Raw genomic sequence first — 19,500 nt, 5'->3', positions numbered from 1 at the left:
CACGATCATTTATAGCAGTAACCAGTGACCAGTTATCAAATCCACTTCTATTGACACTCCCCCTCCTAGAAGGAGGGGGATTCTTGGTTCACCGAACCTTGTTCGGCAGACGACCCCCCTTGCTTTGACAAACAGCCACTGCCATCAGCCAAAGTAGAGGGGGGATCTCCCCAAGCGTTTATGGAGTCGGACTCCAAGCCTTCCGTATGCCCTACGGTAGCTAATCCTCTCTTAAGAATGTTGATTGCTGCGTTTTGGTCGCGACAGAGAACACTCCCGCATTCACATTCATGGGTTCTTTGAGAAAGAGTCTTCTTGACTACTCTTCCACAGTTGGAACATTCTTGCGAAGTATAGTGGGGAGGAACAGCAACCGTTATCTTTCCATACTTGTTACCAAAATATTCTAGCCAGCCTCGGAAAGACGACCAAGCAGCATCATTAATACTCTTAGCTAGTTTCCCATTTCGCACCAACCCTGCTACATTTAAGTCTTCATAGGCGACCACATCTGTCGATTGGATAACGCGCAATGCAGTTCTCTCCACAAAGCCTCTACGTTGCCTACTTACTCTTAAATGCTTCCGTGCGTAACGATTCCTAGCCTTGAGATAGTTGTTAGTTTGCTTTTGACCTTTACGGAACTTGCGAGACTTGCGACGGTTCAAGCGGTTGAGTTGCTTTTCCGACTTACGGTAGTATTGGGGAATCTGAACTTGATTGCCGTCGGAATCAACATAGAAGTATATGAGTCCCACGTCCAAACCAACATTATGTTGAGTCGGTTCTAATTCTGTTGGGACAATATTGCTCAAGTCTTCTTTGATGACGAATTGAACATAATATCCATCAGCCCGACGAACTAAATGGACTCGCTTTATCTGTTCCTGTTGAATCCGATGCAAGTCCCAACCACCCTTCATCTTCAAAGAACCAATTCCCTTCTTGTCGGTAAACTTAATCCGCTTACGGTCTTCAGATAACTTCCAACCTGACGTTTTATAAGTGACAGAGCGACAGTTCTTTTTGAACTTAGGATATCCTTTCTTTCCCTTAATCTGTTTTTTACAGTTGTCGTAAAAACGAGCAATGGCTGACCAAGCCCGTTCTACTGCTGTTTGGCAAGCATGAGAATTAAGTGCTTTAACAAAGGGGAACTCTTCTCTAAGTTGAGTATTGTACCGATAAAGGTCTTTCTGTCCAACGTCATAGTTATCCATCCAATGACGAATGATCTTGTTTCGCACAAACTGACTTGTGCGAATTGCCTCATCAATGGCTTGATATTGAGTTTTATTGCCTTTTAACTTGAACTCTTGAATAAACATTTGACGTTGGACTTCTCTACATCAAATTATAACACACGCACTAATAAAACCGTCCTAGAAGGACGGGGCTTGTATCCTGCTATTATCAGTCAAACTGTCCATTGATTAAACTGTTAGACACCTAAACTGCTACGACTATAGTTTCTATCATGAGCGAAAACCAAGGGAGTGTCGGGAATTCTCAAAGAAAATTTAAAATTGAGATGGTCTGATTAAAATATGAGTCATAACCCAATGAATTAAAAATGAGAACGACAATTTATCTCCCTGACCACTTAGCGAAACGTTTGCAAGCGAAGCTCGATGAGGAAGGAAAGCAAAATCTCTCTCAATTTATCCAAAAAGCGGTTGAAAAAGAATTAGCCCAAAAGGATATCTCTCATTTTTTGGCTTTTACAGGTGCGGTGAAATCAGCCCCCAAACACGCTGATCAGGAAGCAGAAGACTTTTGAAATCCAGTTGGGACGCTTGATTATCGAGACTGATCGCGGTTTTACCAACTGCAATTTTGGACACCGAAAACAAGCTAAGATTCGACTTGTGTCCCGACTAAACAAGTTTTACCTAAATTTGCTCCTTTGAAATTCACGCGATCGACTTCTGCACATAAGAGGTTCGCTGACTCTAAATTGGCTCCCGCTAAGTTTGCCCCTCGTAAGTCTGCTTCTTCTAAGTTTGCCCCTGCTAAGTTTGCCCCTTGTAATTCTGCATCGGCTAGATTTGCCCCTTTCAGGTTTGCCCCTTGCAAGTTAACGCCTCGGAGATCACTCCCACGTAAGTCTCCCCCTTGCAGATTGGCTTCACTGAGATTTGCGCCACTGAGAAACGCACCTGCTAAACTAATCCGAGATAAGGTTGCTCCCATTAAATTTGCTCCACGGAGATTACTTCCTCGCAGATCTGCCCCTTCTAAGTTAGCTTGAGTTAAGTTAACACCGATGAGACTGGCTCTGAGATCAGCCTTAACAAGGTTACTTCCCAGTAAGTTCGCCCCATTGAGATAAGCAGATTGTAAATTGCTATGAGATAAATCAACTCCCACTAGATTCGCGCCGTTGAGGTTCGCTTTTTCTAATTGCGCTTGGGCTAAGTTTTCATCTTCGAGATCTGCCCCTGCGAGGTCTTGAATTTTGCCACTGCGAATTGCTTCAATATCCATCATTTATTTGTTCTTTGTTATTGGTTCTTGGTTATTTGGAGGATAGAGAATGATTAATTCTTCATTGTTAACTAATTAGTTGTTCATTATCCAACAGCCACATTCCTGCTGAAATTTTCGGTTGAGCCGTTTCTAAGCTCATCCCTTGTTGCAATCCCATTACAAGTAAACCGAGGGCTTCGACTAATTTGGGATCGAAGATGGTGTTTGCTCTTTCTTTACATTCTTCGTAGGCTTGGTTGAGAGTTGCTTCGCGGGTATCAGTTTTGCCTTGCATGCGTAAATCATTGACGCGATATTGGAAGTAACTTGTCAGGGCGATGATTCTCGATTCTAGGGGAATGTCATCATGGGCAAGTTGTCCTGGAATGCCTGTGCCATCCCAATGTTCTCTCTGATGGGTAATAATCCGCGCGATCGCGCTCATTCTTGGCATAGCTCGTAAGGCTTCTATACTCGGAATTAACTCACAAGAAAGGACTTCTTTGGGGTGTTCTTCAGGTTTCGGGGTTGCGCCTAAAGAGGGAACCAGCCGATGTAACAAACTTGCCAACCGCAGTCGTTTTTGTTGCCAAGCGGGGAGATCTAAGACTTGTCCCATGGTTTCGGCTAATGCAGCCACTTCTGAGGCTGCCATGGGGTTATTAATATCCGCTTGATCAATCAGTTGCGCCATCCGTAAGAAGGCTTGCATCTCATTAGAGAGAAGATTATCGTCTAAGTTTTGCGCTTGCGGTAAATAGGAGGCTTCGCGATCAGCACTTGCTTGTTGACGGTTGAGAAGTTCCGCTTGGGAATTTTGTAAATAATCTACCACTTGCGAGACGACAACCCCAGTGTCTTCTTTTTCCACCGTGCCAAAGGCAGAAGTAATGTTCAGAAACTGTTGTTCTAATTCTGCTGAGAGAGAGGGGTTATATTTGGCAATGTGCGCGATCGCGATTTCTACGGTTTCTAACACTAAATCGGGTTCAAACGTCCAAAACCCGTAAAACTTTCGTTCTAAATCATGTTCGGGTTGTCCTGTTTTCCCATAATCCGCATCCGATAACTCCTGACACAGTACCATTGCAGTATAACTCGGAGAACAAATCATCAAATGCCATTCTTGCGCCACTGGATCACTGTCAGGATCTAAACTCACTAAATCAACATTATCTCGTTGACTGGTGGGATGTTCCTCAAAACCCGCTCCAGGGGAAGCCATAATCGCAATTTTTCGCGCTTTTCCCGCAAGATCCCCATAGCGATCGGCTTCTTCCATGTACCATTTCCCTTGCTGAAAGGCAGTAATGACTAAGGGTTCGCTTTTACTGTCGAGGATAAAATCTTCTAGGGCATGACACAGCGCAACCAGCGTATTTTTATAATAGACTCCCAAAGTTAACGGGTGGTCTGTATTTTGGTGAGCCGTATGGAGTTTTTGTAATATAGAACCTTCTAACATAATTAAAAATTAAAATTAACAATTCATAATTGGGGGAGAGAAGATTTAAATCAAGTTCTCTCTCACCCCTTTACCTCTACTAGCGAACAGAAGTCAGTTGCTGTTGGGAGGTTTCTTTCATTGGTGCATTTAGTGCTTCTTCAAGATCAGCGCGACCAAAGCGTTGTTCTAAAATTGCCATTACTTCGCGCCCAAAATCGTTGGGGTTATTTTCCCAAGCCTGCAAACAAACTTCCCCAAATAAACTTCCCAATGGTTCAGGATTCCATAACAGCTTTTTCGCTGTCCAAGGCATCAAACTCATCGGGTTATAATCTGCGTCAAGAATATTATTTTCTAGTGCATATTCTTCCAGATGAGTATGAGGTTGCAAGCCAATAAAGAAAATCGCGGGTTCAACTTTATCTTCCCCAAAAATTTCTTCTAGGGCGCGATGATAAGCAATGGTTTGACGAATGGTTTCAATGCGTTCATCTAAGACATTAAAAGAGTAATTCACCGAAACTAAATCGTTATAACCCGCAGCTTTTAAGTCGCGACAGTTTTGGAGAACCACCCGCAGATTATAGCCCATCCGCATTTTACGGACTAACTCTTGAGATCCGCTACTAATGCCAATCTCAAAATAATTCATTCCCGTCTTCACCATCAGGTCACAGAGTTCTGGCGTTAAATTATCCGCACGAATATAAGCAGCCCAATGGATATCATTCATTCCTGAATCATAGATTTTTTGTAAGAGTTCTATCACTTCAGGAATATATTTTTTTGCAGGGATAAACTGAGCATCCGTAAACCAGAAATTGCGAATCCCTCGGTCATACAGTTGACGCATTTCTGCAACCACTTCATCAGCAGGGTTAACGCGCACTTGTTTCCCTTCCACAACGGTATAAATGCAGTAATAACAGTTGTGAGGACAACCGCGTTTCGTTTGCACGCCAATATAAAAGTCGTTGTCTTGCAGATAGTATTTAAACTCTGGCCACATCTGCTCAATATAATCATAGTCGCAGGCGGTTTTTTCCAGAGGGGTTGGGGCTTCGTGAATCATCTGGTCGCGGGGTTTGCTTTCTCCCACCACATAGCAGCGCTCATCTTGGAAGTTTTGTCCCCGTAATAATTTTTCTAAAAGGAGTTCTCCTTCTCCCACAGAAACAATTGTTCCCTTGGGTAGTTTATTCTCTAGCTGCTCATAAAAGACACTCACTGCACCTCCACCGATAATGGTTCGGGCTTCGGGATTATATTGTTTAGCCCGCTTTAAGCCCCGTTTAATCAAGCCAAGATTGCGCCACAGTTCTCCATAATAAGCAGCAGTAACGCGCAGCCCACCTAATGCGCCATGAATTCTTTTCAGGGGGTTTTTGGCATAGTAGAATTCAAAGGCGTATTGTAGGGGATTTCCGCCTCTTCCCCCAACAGGGGCATAAATTTGAATATCTCGCCAAGAGAAAACTAACAGCGTCGGTTGGTACTCATCAATACAGGCTTCGAGAGAACGCCCAAAATCAAGGGGCGCGACGGTTCCCATGTCAAAAATACGCTGCTCTATCTCTGGAAATAGCTTGTGTATGTGATCTGCTAAATAGACGACACCAATGGGGAAAATCGGGTTGCAAGGAAGTCGGACGTAAAGGATTTTTTGGGTCATGGTCTTTTTCAGAAATTGCTAAATGTCGAACGCAAGCACAGAAAAATATTTTTTTGGGGAAATGTTATGGTATATTGACTTTTGCGGTTTTTAATCTTCTTTTAAGAAAGTAAACCAAATTAGCCCACAGAATGCTCTCATTATTTTCATATATCTTAACGTAGCGTTCCAACAATTGCTGATATGACTGCTGGAGGGGATCAAACAGAAAAGCTGGGATCAGACAAATAACAAAGGGAGAAAATCTCCTAAGCACTCTCTTGAGAGGGTTAAACTTCTTCTAAGAAATTGGAAGAAGATAGAACAATTTGGAAATTTGTATTAGGCTTAACAGCGATTCGGGATCAGCTAGTGCTAGTTTAGAAATGTAACGTTTAGTAAAAATATATAGATCTCTGTCATGGCTCAAATCCTTGATCCCGTTCCTAACACTCCTTCCAAGCACATTCTCTGCTGCTATTTTAATGCCACCAGTTCCATTCAAGTAGTACGGATTTCAAATATTGAAAACTGGTACTTTGAGCGAGTTGTATTCCCTGGACAACGTCTTGTATTTGAATCGTTACCAGAAGCAATGTTAGAAATTCATACAGGAATGATGGCGAGTGCAATTTTATCTGACCAAATTCCTTGTTCTCGTTTAGCAGTGAAAGAAGAGAATCAAGCAAATGTCGTTGTAGAAGAGGAAGCAGAAAACGAGATTGCAGCAGCAGCGTAGGTATTCTAAGGTCTGGTTTAAAAAATTAAAGTTTAGAATTCAGGGATTGTCTTTTGGGCAATCCTGATTGTTTTTTTGGGATGATCTGAAAATCTCAAGGTTATAGCGCGAAGTGCGTAGCAATAATATTGCGGAGGGGGGCTTCTCAATTTTGGTAAAAGTTACTATAATTAAACCAAGACTTAGAACCCACCCCAATGTCATGTCACAACCTGCTCTAATCCATGATCATCCTCAGACCCCGTTCGGGGAAGCCCGAATGACGATCTCTCCCGAAGACTACAGCTTCCTCACTGATCTGTATGAGTTGACGATGGGAGCTTGTTATGTGGGAGAAGGAATCGCTGACAAACCCGCCAGTTTTGAACTGTTTGCTCGGCGTTTACCCCCTTGCTATGGCTATCTCATCGCGATGGGGCTAGCGCAAGCCCTAGAATATCTGCAAGCGTTGTCTTTTTCTCCTGAGCAAATTCAACAGTTGCAACAACTTGGAATTTTTGACCATGCTCCTGAGGAATTTTGGTCGGTTTTATCTGGAAAAGTGTTTACGGGCGATGTTTGGGCAGTTCCTGAAGGAACGGCTGTTTTTGCCAATGAACCATTATTGCGCGTGGAAGCCCCCCTCTGGCAAGCCCAACTTGCAGAAACGTATCTCCTCAATACTCTCAACTACCAAACGCTGATTGCAACCCGAGCAGCCCGAATGCGAGATGTGGCGGGGGAAAGTGCAAAGTTGCTGGAATTTGGAACTCGCCGTGCGTTTAGCCCTCAAGCCTCCCTCTGGGCAGCACGAGCAGCGTTAGCAGCAGGATTTAATGCGACCTCTAATGTTGCAGCAGCACTGCAGTTAGGGGAAGTTCCCAGTGGCACGATGGCGCATTCTTTAGTTATGGCGATCGCTGCATTAGAAGGGTCAGAAGATCAAGCCTTTACTGCGTTTAGTCGCTATTTCCCCCAAGCCCCTTTGTTAATCGATACTTATGATACCGTTGCAGCAGCTAAACGTCTCGCCCAGGAAGTGGAAGCAGGGGAACGGAAAGTGAGTGGTGTTCGCATTGATTCGGGAGATGTGGCGCAACTGTCTAAGGAAGTCCGATCGCTGCTCCCCCAGACGGCAATTTTTGCCAGTGGTGACTTAGATGAATATGAAATTGAAGGGTTATTAGGGAATGGGGCGGTGATTGATGGCTATGGAATCGGCACAAAGTTAGTCACAGGAACACCGGTGAATGGGGTGTATAAACTGGTGGAAATCGATGGGATCGGAACGCAGAAAGCCTCCACAAGTAAGGAAACCTATCCAGGGCGAAAACAGATTTTCCGACGCTGGGAACAAGGAAAAATTCAGCGCGATCGGTTAGGGTTAATGTCAGAATCACCTGAAGCGGGCGAAACGCCGTTGCTTACGTTAGTAATGAAAGATGGAGAAGTTCAGATGGCTGTGGACGCTTTAGATACCTTGCGCGATCGCGCTCGCCAATCTGTTCTGACACTTCCAGACTCAATTCGTCAGCTACACAATCCTACGCCTTTAACTGTAGAACTTTCCTCGCCACTGCAACAACTAACCACTCAGAAAAAATAACTGAAATTATAATGCAAAAACCGAAACAGATTGCTTTATTTGGGACGAGTGCTGATCCCCCAACTCAAGGACATAAAAAGATTTTAGAGTGGTTATCCTACCATTATGACCAAGTAATGGTTTGGGCAGCAGATAATCCCTTAAAGTCAGATCAAACGCCGTTAGAACACCGCATGACAATGTTGGCGTTGATGATTGATTCTTTAGCAACCCCCCAAAATAATGTTGTCTTGAATAGTGATTTAAGCAGTCCAAGAAGTCTAGAAACCGTACAAAAAGCGGAAGCCTTATGGGGAAAAGAGGTTGATTTTACCTTTGTTATTGGTTCTGATTTAATTCCTCAAATTCCTCGCTGGTATGCTAGTGAAGAATTATTACAACGGGTCAATTTATTAATTGTTCCTCGTCCTGGTTATCCCCCTCATGAAGACGATTTAAAGACACTTTCTGCGATGGGGGGAAACTATACAGTTGCTGATTTAGATGCACCCCCTGTTTCTTCCACAGCTTATCGTCAAAATGGTCATTCTGATGTGGTTGATTCTTCTGTCAAACAGTATATTCAAAGACAACAGTTATATTCTTGACTATTATTGCTATAGCGTTTCCTAGTTGGTTGAGGTACGTAATGCGAGTCGGTGGATGTTCATGGTTCATTGATTAACAACCAACAAATAACAAAGAACGAAGAACAAAGAACAAAGAACCAAAATTTAGAATGTACCTCATGAGATTGGGAAGTGCTATATATTTGTTCCTTGTCATCAAGAAATCAGTTAATCACCAATGACAAAAAATATAATGGAAAACCCGAAGCCATCTTCCGTGAAATCCCCTCTTGCTGAGTTTAAAGTTGGTGTTGATAATGTTATTTTTTCAGTGGATACCCAATCCAATCGGCTTTTAATTTTATTGGTGCAAAGAAAGAATGAACCCTTCGCTCATTACTACAGTTTACCTGGAACATTAGTACGGGTGGGTGAGTCTTTGGAAGCTGCTGCTTATCGCACTTTATCTGAAAAAATAGCCGTTGAAAATCTTTATTTAGAACAACTTTATACCTTTGGCGAACCGGGACGCGACCCCAGAGAAGCTGAAGATTCTTATAATCAACGGTATTTGTCTGTCAGTTATTTTGCTTTAGTACGCTATGAAGATACTCAATTAATTAATAATGATCAGCAAAAAGCAGTTTGGTATCTCTTAAAAGAAACCCCTGAACTTGCTTTTGATCATAATCGAATTTTAGACTATGGTTATCAACGCCTGAAAAATAAGTTAGAATATAGCCCGATCGCGTTTAAGGTTTTACCAGAAGCGTTTACTTTAAACGATTTATATCAGTTTTACACAACTGTTTTAGGAGAAAATTTTTCCGATTATTCTAACTTCCGAGCGCGTCTTCTAAAATTAGGGTTTTTAACCGATACGGGGCTAAAAGTTTCACGAGGCGCAGGACGACCCGCAACATTATATCGTTTTGATGAAGATGCGTTTGCTTTACTAAAAGATAAACCGTTAGTTTTTATTTAAGTGAAAATATTATTATGAAAATCGCGATCGCGCAACTAAATCCCACCATTGGCGACTTAATAGGAAATGCTCAAAAGATCTTTGATGCTGCTGAAAAAGCAGTAGAAGAGGGAGCACAATTATTATTAACACCAGAACTCTCCCTTTGTGGTTATCCGCCTCGGGATCATCTCCTTAATCCTGGTTTTATTAGCAAAATGTCGGAACAACTAGAAACGTTAGCGCAACAACTTCCTCAGCAGTTAACGGTTTTAGTGGGACTGGCGACTCTCAATCCTCATGCAGAAGAAAAAGGGGAAAAACCATTACATAATAGTATGGCGTTAATTGAAGAAGGAAGCATCGTCACTTATTTTCATAAACGCTTACTTCCCACTTATGATGTCTTTGATGAAGTCCGCTATTTTGAACCAGGAAAACAAAGTAATTGTTTTGTGATTAAGGAAGAACAAGGGAAGGGAATTTTATCTCCGATTACCATTGGTGTAACCATTTGCGAAGATCTTTGGAATGATGAAAAGTTCTGGGGAAAACGAAATTATGCTGAGAATCCCCTCGAAGATTTAGCCAATAATGGGGCTGATATTATTATTAATTTATCCGCTTCTCCTTATCGTGTCGGAAAACAAAAATTAAGAGAAGCTATGCTGCGCCATAGTGCTTGTCATTATGGGATTCCGATCGTTTATGCGAATCAAGTGGGAGCTAATGACGATCTTATTTTTGATGGGACGAGTATCGCTTTAAACCGCCAAGGAAAATTAGTGTCTCGCGCTCATCCTTTTGAAGATGATTTAATGATCGCTGAGTTTTCAACCCGCCAACAAAATTTAATTCCCACCGCAATCACTCCCGCTTTAGAAAATGAAGAAGAAGAAATGTGGAAGGCGCTGGTGTTAGGGGTTAAAGATTATGCTCGCAAATGTGGCTTTCAGCAAGTGGTGATTGGCTTGAGTGGGGGGATTGATTCTTCCCTTGTCGCAGCGATCGCGCGATCGGCGTTTGGCGCAGAAAATGTTCTGGGGGTTTTGATGCCTTCTCCATATAGTTCTCCAGGTTCGATTAGTGATGCCGAAGCCCTTGTCAAAAACTTAGGAATTCGTAACATTACTTTACCTATCAAGTCAGCAATGACAGCTTACGATGAAATTCTAGAACCCCTGTTTGCGGGAACAGAATTTGGAGTTGCCGAAGAAAACTTACAATCAAGAATTCGTGGTAACCTTTTAATGGCAATTGCAAATAAATTTAATTATTTGTTACTTTCCACGGGAAATAAATCAGAAATGGCAGTGGGATACTGTACCCTTTATGGTGATATGAACGGAGGATTAGCCGTGATTTCTGATGTGCCGAAAACCCGTGTTTATGCTTTGTGTCGATGGCTCAATCAAGAGCAAGAAATTATCCCTGAAACTATCATTAATAAAGCTCCGAGTGCGGAATTGAAACCCGATCAACAAGATCAAGATTCCCTTCCCCCTTATGACATTCTCGATGAAATTTTGCACCGTTTTATTCATGAACATCAATCTCCAAACCAAATTGTTCGTGCTGGATTTTCATCAGAAACAGTGCAAAAAGTCACTCAATTAGTGCGTAGAGCAGAGTTTAAACGTCGTCAAGCTCCTCCTGGCTTAAAAGTGACTGATCGCGCTTTTGGAACAGGATGGAGAATGCCAATTGCGAGCCGAATTATTCACAATTAAAGAGATGATTGATGCAGTTACGCTTGTTCTATCTTGAGAAAGAAATTGTTGAATATTAAGTGATTTCCTCATGTTTTTTTGAAAGGAAATTCATTAAACTGAAAGAAATAAAAAACTTGCCTGTTAAACGACATTTATTTTTAGCAAACTCTGACTTGAAAACGGATGTCAACCGTGAAACGCAAATCAAAGTTAGAAGCAAGGCTTCCAGAACATGAGTTACTGACTCTGACTGAAAGCTGAATTAAAATTGCGGTTGCCAAATTGAAGAGGCTTTATTGGAGATGAAAAGGAGTATGATCAAAGAGGGAGAGCATCTGTATAATCAAACAAGGAAGAGTGTTTCCTCGGTCAAGCCAGTTGTTACCGAGAAATCTCCCCACTTACCGCAACCACCCACATCGACAGTACAGTCTCAGCATAAAATGGCATCATCTCAACCCACTCATTCTGGCGATAAAGGCGAAAACGTTCAGAACACTCCACCGTCTGAAACCTCATCGGATAATCAAACGCCGATGATTACCTTGACCTTACTCCATCCTCAGCATTCTGTTGCGGTTCAAACTTGGCGCTTTGAACCCAAGTCTGTCATTAGAATTGGACGTTCCAGAAACAACGAAGTCACTCTCTACAGTGCTGTTGTTTCTCGTCACCATGTTGAGATTCGGCGGAGAGGCAAAGACTGGGAAGTGGTTAACACGGGCTCTAATGGAACGTTCTGTCAAGGGAAACGCATTAGCCGTGCTGCAGTTAAAAATGGGATGGTCATTCGTTTAGCGAGTTCCGGACCGCAACTGCAAATTTGGACGGATGTTCTCACCTCTGAGAATAAACCAAAAGCCCCCGTCTCCAAAAAAGATATGGAAAAAGCCCAAGGAACATTCCCAGGGACAAAACGCCCTCGCAAACTCTCTCAAGATGAACTAGAGCAAGCGAAGGCAACCCAAATTGATGATTAGTGGGATGAAGAACGAGAATTAAGTTCTTGAACCGCAGTTTTGGTGAGGGCTTCCACAAAACTTTCATCCGCTGTTTCTTGGGCAGTGGGTTGGTTTTCAGTTGCCAACCAGAGCAGATATTCAATATTCCCAGCAGGGCCTCGAATCGGTGACCAAGTTAAGCCTTGGGGATGCCAACCGATATGCTGGGCTGCTGTCATAACTTCCATAATGCCCCACTGATGATCTTTCGGGTTGCGGACGACTCCTTTTTCTCCAACGCGATCGCGCCCCACTTCAAACTGAGGTTTCACTAAAAGCACCACTTCCCGAGGGGGAATCAACAAATCCCAAAGCGGTTGTAAGACTTTCGTTAAAGAAATAAAGGATAAATCCAGCACTGCTAAGTCTGGACGGGGTGCATCGCCATATAAGTCTTCTGGTTTCAGATAACGTAGATTGGTGCGTTCTTTCAGGATGACCCGTTGATCTTGACGCAGTTGCCAAGCCACTTGTCCATAACCCACATCCACCCCATAAACTTGTTTCGCCCCCGCTTGTAGCAAGCAATCGGTAAAGCCTCCAGTGGAAATCCCCCCATCTAAGCAAATACGCCCTGCAACAGGAATGGAAAATGCTGCTAGAGCCTTCGCTAACTTCTCTCCTCCTCGCGACACATAAGGAGGGGGTTGCACCACTTGCAAGCGGGCTTCCGAATGAACCACAGTTCCTGGTTTATCAATCACTTCATCGTTAACTTTCACCTCACCTGCGCGAATCAGCCGTTGTGCTTTTTGCCGAGATTCACACAGGTGACGACTGACCAGTAAAGTATCTAAACGTTGTTTTGCCATCTGACGAATAAGCTAAAAAAAGCCCCCACCGTTACAGTGGAGGCAGAAAGTGAATCGGTAATACAATTAATAGCGGATACCGTCGGGCTTGTAAACGATAAAGCTAACCATTTGGCACTGACGAATATTATCAAACCCTACCACACGGATGTAGCAGTTGGAATATTCAGAGCGACATTCCCGAACTTCATTGAGAACATCCTGAGGAGAAGTTGCATCAAATAAAGGCAGTTTCCACAGTGTCCAGTGGTGATCTTCAGGACTGGGAGACTCTTCAAACTCAACCGCTGGAATGAAGTCTTGATCCAGCATATATTGAATTTGCTTGGCAATTTGTTGGTCAGTTAAAGGAGGTAAGTAAGAGAGAGTTTCGTAATGAGCCTGTTTTGGTGTTGTTTTCATGGTTTCAATTCAGATAGTTACAACGGAATTATTCAGTGGGATGAGAATCATCAGGATCGTCCGACTCTTCCCCTTGGGTTTGGGTCAGCCGTTCTAAAATCTGGCAACGATAGCGTAAGTTGGATTCTTCAATCCCTGAGCGTACCATCTCTGGTAAAAAATCTAAGACTCGCTCCGCTAAATCTTCTCGCACGGTCATAATCCGCATCACTAAGTCTTTCCGCTCTGACATCAAAGCCTCTAGAAAAGCGGAACTATTCTGCAAACTATGCTGTTGAGAAAACTGTCGCAGCCAGATCGCTTGGGTGGGATTGGTTTCTGATAACTGGTCAAGAATCGTCCGCACTGCTTGATAAGTCAGATAATCTTGCAGCACTTGTGCGGTTTCTTGAGCCACTCGTTTTGAGTTCATAATACTTAACCTTTCCCGACCCAAATCACAACGGAGAAAGCCGTCATTAGAGAGTATCCACTGCTTCGTACTCGAATTTAATTTCTTTCCAGAGTTCGGAAGCCACTTTCAGTTCTGGAGACCAGCGTGCTGCTTCTTTAATGATTTCGCTGCCTTCACGAGCAAGGTTACGACCTTCGTTCCGAGCTTGAACACAGGCTTCAAGGGCAACACGGTTTGCCGTTGCACCAGGCGCGTTCCCCCAAGGGTGTCCGAGCGTACCGCCACCGAACTGTAAGCAGGAGTCATCGCCAAAGATATCGACCAGGGCTGGCATATGCCAGATGTGAATCCCACCAGAAGCAACAGGCATGACACCCCCCATGGAAGCCCAGTCTTGGGTAAAGAAGTTACCGCGAGAGCGATCTTCTTCCACGTGGTCTTCCCGCATTTGGTCAACAAAACCAAGAGTGATCGCCCGTTCCCCTTCTAACTTACCAACAACGGTACCAGAGTGGAGGTGGTCACCACCAGACATCCGTAAGCATTTCGCTAAGACACGGAAGTGGATACCATGATTTTTCTGACGGTCGATTACTGCGTGCATTGCACGGTGAATGTGCATGAGAACGCCATTAGCGCGACACCATTTGGAGAGAGTCGTGTTTGCCGTGAAACCACCCGTGAGGTAGTCGTGCATGAGAATAGGCATATCCAGTTCTTTGACGAACTCGGCACGCTCTAACATTTGCTCGCAAGTGGGAGCAGTCACGTTGAGATAGTGTCCTTTGATTTCGTTGGTTTCGGCTTGTGCTTTGTGTACCGCTTCCGCAACGAAGAGGAAACGATCGCGCCAACGCATGAAAGGCTGAGAGTTAATGTTTTCGTCGTCTTTGGTGAAGTCTAAACCACCACGGAGACATTCATAAACCGCCCGACCGTAGTTTTTCGCGGATAAACCGAGTTTGGGCTTAATGGTGCAACCGAGTAAAGGACGACCATATTTGTTGAGGAGGTCACGTTCTACGGTAATCCCGTGTGGAGGCCCCTGGAAGGTTTTGAGATAAGCAACGGGAATCCGCATATCTTCTAAACGCAGCGCACGGAGAGCCTTAAATCCAAATACGTTACCCACGATGGAGGTGAGCATATTGGTGACAGACCCTTCTTCAAATAAGTCGAGGGGATACGCCACAAACATGAAGTATTGGTTATCTTCCCCGGGGACGGCTTCGATTTCGTAGCAACGTCCTTTATACCGATCTAAGTCGGTGAGGTTGTCTGTCCATACTGTTGTCCAAGTTCCCGTGGAGGATTCAGCAGCTACCGCAGCCCCTGCTTCTTCAGGAGGAACTCCAGGCTGCGGAGTTACTCGGAATGCTGCTAAAACATCAGTGTCTTTGGGGGTGTAGTCGGGGGTGTAGTAGGTTAGGGCGTAATCTTGTACCCCAGCCTTAAATCCGCTAGATTGTTGTGCTTGTACCATTTCTTTCTCCTGAGTTTTGAGGTCTTGAGATCACCAGTTTTTAATACTGTGCCGAAAAGTCCTCGTTTTTAATTATAGATAGATTCTTTTCGGGTTTTGCTATAGATTAGCCTCACTTAGTTTTTTACTTTAACATGAGTTGGTTGCATTTTAGCTATTAATATTAATTTTTGCCAAAATAGTTTTTGCTTATTCTTTTCTCAAGCCTAATTCTTTTCTCGATGGCTACAAATTCCGAGAATAATATTAAAAACAACAGCAATTAACCCGCTCCTCCTCTTAGTTTCGACATTATGCTTGCCCTAACTAGAGAACGGGTTTTACTGTTTCTAAAAAGTTTACTTTTCTTTACAATTGCTGTTCAGTTCTTACAGATTTGTCGAAAAACATTGCAAAAATCTCAACTGATTCTTATCGCTTTTCTGAGTTACTTGAGAGACCAAGTAAGTCGGTTAATGTTACTCGTTATTTGGAAAGTCATCAAATAACAAAGAACCAAGAACCAAAAACCAATCATTCGTCTTCTTTTTAAATTTCTCCTTATGCGGAAATAGAGTAACCATCAAACGCTCAATGTGGGTTTGACCATAAATCGTGGTATTGCTGGGGGGCGGTTGCTCAGAATCGGAGGGAGGAGGATGATCGTTATCACTTGTCGGTGCAGGGGATTCTGTCCCTTCCACAGGCTGATCATTCACTTCATGACCATTATTTTCCGCTTCCTCGGGTGTTGTTTCTAATGGAGGACTCTTCGGTTGGTAAGGAGATTGATGACCATTGTTTTCCGATTGGGCGGTGGTTGCTTCCCAGGGAGAAGGCTCTGGTGGCGAATGACTACCATTACTTTCTGGTTCACTGTGACTGGTTGGCGATGGGGTTTCTGGACGGGATGTATCTCCGAGGAGACTCCCTGGCGCAACACATTCTCTGCTTTCAACTGAGGTATCAATGAGGGTGCTTGCTGTACCAATACAAGCGCGATCGCTGATTTTGCCAGACCCGACTATTAACACCCCTGCGCCTAAAATCGCACCTTCGCCAATTTCAATCGTTCCCTGATTTGCCGTTAAAACGACTCCCATTCCGATGCAAGCCCCTGCTTTAATGATGATTTTGCCGTTCCCGGTTGCTTGCAGAATCACGCCAGGCGCGATCGCTGCGGTTTCATCAATCATCACATCACCACTGACATAAATTTGGGTGTGACTTATTGTCGGCAGGGAAAGCACAGACATGGCTCTCAGCCACTAAATGGCTTCCAATAAGGTTTACAAAAGTTGGATTCAAGAATCAGGAGTGTGCTAAGAACCAAGCCTTATCGAGACTCCTGATCATGAATCAGTTTAAGCGGGTTGCTGAATCGTTGTTTCCAAGACTCGGCGTTTCGCTTTCGGATCAATGCCCACTAAACGGACATATTTTCCGCGATGATCGGCTAAAAATCCTTCTAAGGCGGATAGAACTTCCGATTCACGGCTGCTGTCAATGGAAGCTCCTTTTTGCCAAGAATTACGGCTAAAGCGTCGTTTGTCAGCGTGTTCGGTGCTGATTTGATACCCTTGGTGTAGTAGGCTTCGCACTTGGTCAACCGTCTCTGGATCTAAGTTGCTGCTTGCGCCATTCCCGTTAGATTGGCTATAGCTTTGACGACCATTGCTCTGATAGCTAACAGGAGTTTGACTTCCTTGCTTCGCGGTTGTTCCCTGTTGTCCAGGTTGCTGAATCAAGGTTTCTAAAACTCTTCGTTTCGCTTTCGGATCAATTCCCACTAAACGAACATAGTCTTTGGGATGTTCCGCCAAACACCCATTGAGTGCGGATAAAACTTGATTCGCATTTCCTTCCAATTGTCCAGCATTTTGCCAAGAGTTACGACGGAAACGACGTTGATCCGCATATTCCAAACCAATGGTGTAGCCTTGGTTAACTAAGGAGCGCACTTGTTCAGCAATATCACCGCCCACTTGCTGTGATCCGCCTTGAGGGGCGGAACTCCCTTGATAAGAAGCGCCTTGTTTTTGGACAGTTCCATTCTGTCCAGGTTCTTGAATCAGTTGTTCTAAAACTCTTCGCTTGGCTTTGGGGTCAATCCCGATCAAGCGGACATATTCGCCACTGTATTCAGCTAAACAAGACTCTAACTCCGCGATCGCGCCAGAGACTTGACGACTTTGGATCGGTGCGCCATTTTGCCAAGAATTCCGACTAAAGCGACGCTTATCGGCGTGTTCCACACCAATTTGATAGCCTTGATTGAGCAGCGATCGCACTTGTTCCCCGACATCTTGACCCAATCCCCCTGTGCTTTGACTTGCACTCGGGTAGCTTTGACGGCGACTCGGTTGATAACTCCCATTACTGGTGCTGTAACTTGAGCTTGCGCTGGGTTCATCGCTTGGCGTTTGAATCACCAGTTCTGAAACTCGACGTTTGGCTTTAGGATCAATCCCAAATAAGCGGACATATTCCCCAGCATGATCCACTAAACAGGCTTCTAGAGCTTGGATAACGTTCCGTTCATGAGTGTCTTGAATTGGCGAACAATTTTGCCAAGAGTTGCGACTAAAGCGACGCTTATCTGCGTGTTCTGTTCCAATTTGATAGCCTTGTCGCAGCAGCGATCGCACTTGTTCTATTGCTTCTGGTTTCAAGGTGCTTCCCCCCTGTGATTGCTTGCTTCTGCTGGGCTCATTGAAAGATTGAGCGCGATTATAACCATTGACCTTCGCCCCATTACTAGCTTGTTCTGGGCGACTAGATTCATTTCTGACTTGGATGATACAGTTTGCATCCCGAGCGCACCGATATCCTTCTCTTAGTGCCTCGTTAATTTCAACAACATGATGGGCAAATTCTCGATCTGACTCTTGCACATCGGGTAAGCGGTCTGCTTGTTGTTGATTGGTAATCACTGCTCCCGAAGGAACATACTTACCCTGGGGAATTTCCACATCTTGAATCAGGGCGTGCATCATCACAATGCAATCATCACCAACCCGAGCATTAAAGACAGTGGATCGGAAACCAATAAAGCAATTATTACCGACATAACAGGGCCCATGAATGAGAGCCATGTGAGTAATACAGGTATCTTCTCCAATCCAAACCGAATAATGCTGACGGTCTTCCCCAACCACACGCCCTTCTTCTAAACCATGAATGACCACTCCATCTTGGATGTTCGTCCCTTCTCCAATGGCGAAGGGTGAGCCTTCATCAGCCCGAATGGATGTTCCAGGTGCTACCAGAACATTCGGTCCGACCCAGACATCACCAATAATATTGGAAAAGGAATGGACATAAGCACTTTCGTCTATTTGGGGTTCGGCGAGGGCTTTTGACCAAGGAGTCGGTGGAGCCGCTTCACTGCGGACTACCATTGTTTTTTCCTCCTAAAATGTAAACGCTTCGTATGATTCAAGAGCGATTCAATCTCAAATTCTTAAAGTATTCTGAAATTTTCTCGCCCTTTCTCCTGAGTTTGCTAAGGTTGCGGTTAGTCCTATTTATTTACTGATGGCGTTTTCTTGTTTAACAGAGATCACTCTCGGGGTTACCACCAGTCCTGCGATACTAAAATTAGGTTTTATTTTATTCACCGTATAGTCGGCGATTATTCACAGTAACGGTATCAATAATGGCAACAACCATTGCATCAAGGGGACGGTTTTGATGGTATTCAGTCTGGCGAGCAGCACTACCACGATTAACCAAGACCCATTCCCCTAGTCCCGCACCGACGGGGTCAGCAGCGACTTCATATTTTGGGAGCAGTTCACCGTTAGCATCAATAAACTGCAATAAAAGGAGTTTGACCCCTGTCATACTGGGCAGTTTTTGAGTACCAACCACTGTTCCGCAAACTTTTGCCATTTGCATAGTTTAAGTTACTGGCGAGTGATGTTGCGAGGTGTACCCACCCCTTCTCGGAATTGTTCCACTTCTTCGGTATAACGAATGGGTAAGACATATTCTAAGTTCTCATGAGGACGAGCAATAATATGGGTGGATAAAACCTGTCCGCCATTTACTCGTTTCACCGACTCAGTTCCCGCACTAACCGAAGCCTGAACTTCCGAAACATCACCACGGACAATCACCGTAACGCGACCAGTGCCAATTTTTTCATAACCCACTAAGGTGACGCGGGCTGCTTTCACCATTGCATCGGCTGCTTCTACAACGGCGGGAAACCCTAGGGTTTCGATCATTCCTACTGCAACTGCCATTTGTTTGCTTTCCTCCTCGGAGTTTTAAAGATGAATCGGATTCATCTTGGATTATTTATTCACT

The 19,500-nt window shown here is 44.1% G+C and carries 19 protein-coding genes; 7 read left to right on the top strand and 12 right to left on the bottom strand.

Annotated elements, in window-relative coordinates:
• Positions 1-65: 65 nt before the first annotated feature.
• Entirely contained in the window at positions 66-1,328 is a 1,263-nt protein-coding gene (locus PCC7418_RS17570; protein ID WP_015227534.1) for an RNA-guided endonuclease TnpB family protein, read from the bottom strand.
• A 245-nt stretch (positions 1,329-1,573) separates the two neighbouring features.
• Here PCC7418_RS17570 and PCC7418_RS17565 point away from each other — a divergent pair, with 245 nt between their 5' ends.
• The gene (locus tag PCC7418_RS17565; protein WP_015227533.1) at positions 1,574-1,780 is read left to right on the top strand and encodes a CopG family ribbon-helix-helix protein; all 207 of its coding nucleotides are present in this window, start codon (positions 1,574-1,576) and stop codon (positions 1,778-1,780) included.
• A 74-nt stretch (positions 1,781-1,854) separates the two neighbouring features.
• Here the strand turns inward: PCC7418_RS17565 and PCC7418_RS17560 are convergent, their stop codons facing one another.
• The 3 genes from PCC7418_RS17560 to PCC7418_RS17550 form a co-directional block, all read right to left on the bottom strand.
• Complete coding sequence (locus PCC7418_RS17560) at positions 1,855-2,490, bottom strand: pentapeptide repeat-containing protein (RefSeq protein WP_015227532.1); 636 nt, start codon at positions 2,488-2,490, stop codon at positions 1,855-1,857.
• A gap of 64 nt (positions 2,491-2,554) precedes the next feature.
• Complete coding sequence (locus PCC7418_RS17555) at positions 2,555-3,934, bottom strand: DICT sensory domain-containing protein (RefSeq protein WP_015227531.1); 1,380 nt, start codon at positions 3,932-3,934, stop codon at positions 2,555-2,557.
• 79 nt (positions 3,935-4,013) lie between these two features.
• Positions 4,014-5,588, bottom strand: coding sequence for a photosystem II high light acclimation radical SAM protein (locus tag PCC7418_RS17550; protein ID WP_015227530.1), 1,575 nt, complete (start codon positions 5,586-5,588; stop codon positions 4,014-4,016).
• A 400-nt stretch (positions 5,589-5,988) separates the two neighbouring features.
• Here PCC7418_RS17550 and PCC7418_RS17545 point away from each other — a divergent pair, with 400 nt between their 5' ends.
• From PCC7418_RS17545 to PCC7418_RS17520, 6 genes are all read left to right on the top strand, one after another.
• Complete coding sequence (locus tag PCC7418_RS17545) at positions 5,989-6,306, top strand: DUF1830 domain-containing protein (RefSeq protein ID WP_015227529.1); 318 nt, start codon at positions 5,989-5,991, stop codon at positions 6,304-6,306.
• A gap of 259 nt (positions 6,307-6,565) precedes the next feature.
• Entirely contained in the window at positions 6,566-7,891 is a 1,326-nt protein-coding gene (locus PCC7418_RS17540; protein ID WP_041596319.1) for a nicotinate phosphoribosyltransferase, read from the top strand.
• An 11-nt stretch (positions 7,892-7,902) separates the two neighbouring features.
• Positions 7,903-8,478 carry a nicotinate-nucleotide adenylyltransferase gene (locus PCC7418_RS17535; protein WP_015227527.1) on the top strand — a complete coding sequence of 192 codons (576 nt, stop codon included), beginning with the start codon at positions 7,903-7,905 and terminating at the stop codon, positions 8,476-8,478.
• A gap of 214 nt (positions 8,479-8,692) precedes the next feature.
• Positions 8,693-9,424, top strand: coding sequence for an NrtR DNA-binding winged helix domain-containing protein (locus PCC7418_RS17530; RefSeq protein WP_015227526.1), 732 nt, complete (start codon positions 8,693-8,695; stop codon positions 9,422-9,424).
• A gap of 14 nt (positions 9,425-9,438) precedes the next feature.
• Positions 9,439-11,133 carry an NAD+ synthase gene (locus PCC7418_RS17525; RefSeq protein ID WP_015227525.1) on the top strand — a complete coding sequence of 565 codons (1,695 nt, stop codon included), beginning with the start codon at positions 9,439-9,441 and terminating at the stop codon, positions 11,131-11,133.
• A gap of 425 nt (positions 11,134-11,558) precedes the next feature.
• Positions 11,559-12,095: an FHA domain-containing protein gene (locus PCC7418_RS17520; protein ID WP_315862123.1), complete on the top strand. Its 537-nt coding sequence runs from the start codon at positions 11,559-11,561 to the stop codon at positions 12,093-12,095.
• Here PCC7418_RS17520 and PCC7418_RS17515 read toward each other — a convergent pair.
• From PCC7418_RS17515 to PCC7418_RS17480, 8 genes are all read right to left on the bottom strand, one after another.
• On the bottom strand, positions 12,092-12,928 hold the full coding sequence (locus tag PCC7418_RS17515) for a TlyA family RNA methyltransferase (RefSeq protein ID WP_015227523.1): 837 nt from the start codon (positions 12,926-12,928) through the stop codon (positions 12,092-12,094). The two genes, PCC7418_RS17520 and PCC7418_RS17515, sit on opposite strands and share 4 nt — an antisense overlap.
• A 66-nt stretch (positions 12,929-12,994) precedes the next feature.
• The gene (locus PCC7418_RS17510; RefSeq protein WP_015227522.1) at positions 12,995-13,330 is read right to left on the bottom strand and encodes a ribulose bisphosphate carboxylase small subunit; all 336 of its coding nucleotides are present in this window, start codon (positions 13,328-13,330) and stop codon (positions 12,995-12,997) included.
• Positions 13,331-13,358: 28 nt separating this feature from the next.
• A complete protein-coding gene (rcbX, locus tag PCC7418_RS17505) occupies positions 13,359-13,742 on the bottom strand; it encodes a RuBisCO chaperone RbcX (RefSeq protein WP_015227521.1) in 384 nt (127 codons plus the stop codon).
• A gap of 46 nt (positions 13,743-13,788) precedes the next feature.
• Complete coding sequence (locus tag PCC7418_RS17500; protein ID WP_015227520.1) at positions 13,789-15,207, bottom strand: form I ribulose bisphosphate carboxylase large subunit; 1,419 nt, start codon at positions 15,205-15,207, stop codon at positions 13,789-13,791.
• 458 nt (positions 15,208-15,665) lie between these two features.
• A complete protein-coding gene (locus tag PCC7418_RS17495; RefSeq protein ID WP_015227518.1) occupies positions 15,666-16,442 on the bottom strand; it encodes a hexapeptide repeat-containing transferase in 777 nt (258 codons plus the stop codon).
• A gap of 108 nt (positions 16,443-16,550) precedes the next feature.
• Entirely contained in the window at positions 16,551-18,587 is a 2,037-nt protein-coding gene (locus tag PCC7418_RS17490) for a ribulose bisphosphate carboxylase small subunit (protein ID WP_015227517.1), read from the bottom strand.
• A 211-nt stretch (positions 18,588-18,798) separates the two neighbouring features.
• Entirely contained in the window at positions 18,799-19,086 is a 288-nt protein-coding gene (locus tag PCC7418_RS17485; protein WP_015227516.1) for a EutN/CcmL family microcompartment protein, read from the bottom strand.
• A gap of 8 nt (positions 19,087-19,094) precedes the next feature.
• Positions 19,095-19,436 (bottom strand): carbon dioxide-concentrating mechanism protein CcmK, encoded by a 342-nt coding sequence (locus PCC7418_RS17480; protein ID WP_015227515.1) that lies wholly within the window; start codon positions 19,434-19,436, stop codon positions 19,095-19,097.
• Positions 19,437-19,500 lie beyond the last annotated feature (64 nt).

Origin of the sequence: Halothece sp. PCC 7418, assembly GCF_000317635.1 — a bacterium.
Classification (GTDB): domain Bacteria; phylum Cyanobacteriota; class Cyanobacteriia; order Cyanobacteriales; family Rubidibacteraceae; genus Halothece.
This window is presented reverse-complemented; position numbering and strand designations above follow the sequence as displayed.

What these genes read in the sequence shown, in the direction of transcription:
- PCC7418_RS17570 (WP_015227534.1), bottom strand. Translation starts at nt 1,328, where the DNA reads ATGTTTATTCAAGAGTTCAAGTTAAAAGGCAATAAAACTCAATATCAA.
- PCC7418_RS17565 (WP_015227533.1), top strand. Translation starts at nt 1,574, where the DNA reads ATGAGAACGACAATTTATCTCCCTGACCACTTAGCGAAACGTTTGCAA.
- PCC7418_RS17560 (WP_015227532.1), bottom strand. Translation starts at nt 2,490, where the DNA reads ATGATGGATATTGAAGCAATTCGCAGTGGCAAAATTCAAGACCTCGCA.
- PCC7418_RS17555 (WP_015227531.1), bottom strand. Translation starts at nt 3,934, where the DNA reads ATGTTAGAAGGTTCTATATTACAAAAACTCCATACGGCTCACCAAAAT.
- PCC7418_RS17550 (WP_015227530.1), bottom strand. Translation starts at nt 5,588, where the DNA reads ATGACCCAAAAAATCCTTTACGTCCGACTTCCTTGCAACCCGATTTTC.
- PCC7418_RS17545 (WP_015227529.1), top strand. Translation starts at nt 5,989, where the DNA reads ATGGCTCAAATCCTTGATCCCGTTCCTAACACTCCTTCCAAGCACATT.
- PCC7418_RS17540 (WP_041596319.1), top strand. Translation starts at nt 6,566, where the DNA reads ATGACGATCTCTCCCGAAGACTACAGCTTCCTCACTGATCTGTATGAG.
- PCC7418_RS17535 (WP_015227527.1), top strand. Translation starts at nt 7,903, where the DNA reads ATGCAAAAACCGAAACAGATTGCTTTATTTGGGACGAGTGCTGATCCC.
- PCC7418_RS17530 (WP_015227526.1), top strand. Translation starts at nt 8,693, where the DNA reads ATGGAAAACCCGAAGCCATCTTCCGTGAAATCCCCTCTTGCTGAGTTT.
- PCC7418_RS17525 (WP_015227525.1), top strand. Translation starts at nt 9,439, where the DNA reads ATGAAAATCGCGATCGCGCAACTAAATCCCACCATTGGCGACTTAATA.
- PCC7418_RS17520 (WP_315862123.1), top strand. Translation starts at nt 11,559, where the DNA reads ATGGCATCATCTCAACCCACTCATTCTGGCGATAAAGGCGAAAACGTT.
- PCC7418_RS17515 (WP_015227523.1), bottom strand. Translation starts at nt 12,928, where the DNA reads ATGGCAAAACAACGTTTAGATACTTTACTGGTCAGTCGTCACCTGTGT.
- PCC7418_RS17510 (WP_015227522.1), bottom strand. Translation starts at nt 13,330, where the DNA reads ATGAAAACAACACCAAAACAGGCTCATTACGAAACTCTCTCTTACTTA.
- rcbX (WP_015227521.1), bottom strand. Translation starts at nt 13,742, where the DNA reads ATGAACTCAAAACGAGTGGCTCAAGAAACCGCACAAGTGCTGCAAGAT.
- PCC7418_RS17500 (WP_015227520.1), bottom strand. Translation starts at nt 15,207, where the DNA reads ATGGTACAAGCACAACAATCTAGCGGATTTAAGGCTGGGGTACAAGAT.
- PCC7418_RS17495 (WP_015227518.1), bottom strand. Translation starts at nt 16,442, where the DNA reads ATGTCTGTGCTTTCCCTGCCGACAATAAGTCACACCCAAATTTATGTC.
- PCC7418_RS17490 (WP_015227517.1), bottom strand. Translation starts at nt 18,587, where the DNA reads ATGGTAGTCCGCAGTGAAGCGGCTCCACCGACTCCTTGGTCAAAAGCC.
- PCC7418_RS17485 (WP_015227516.1), bottom strand. Translation starts at nt 19,086, where the DNA reads ATGCAAATGGCAAAAGTTTGCGGAACAGTGGTTGGTACTCAAAAACTG.
- PCC7418_RS17480 (WP_015227515.1), bottom strand. Translation starts at nt 19,436, where the DNA reads ATGGCAGTTGCAGTAGGAATGATCGAAACCCTAGGGTTTCCCGCCGTT.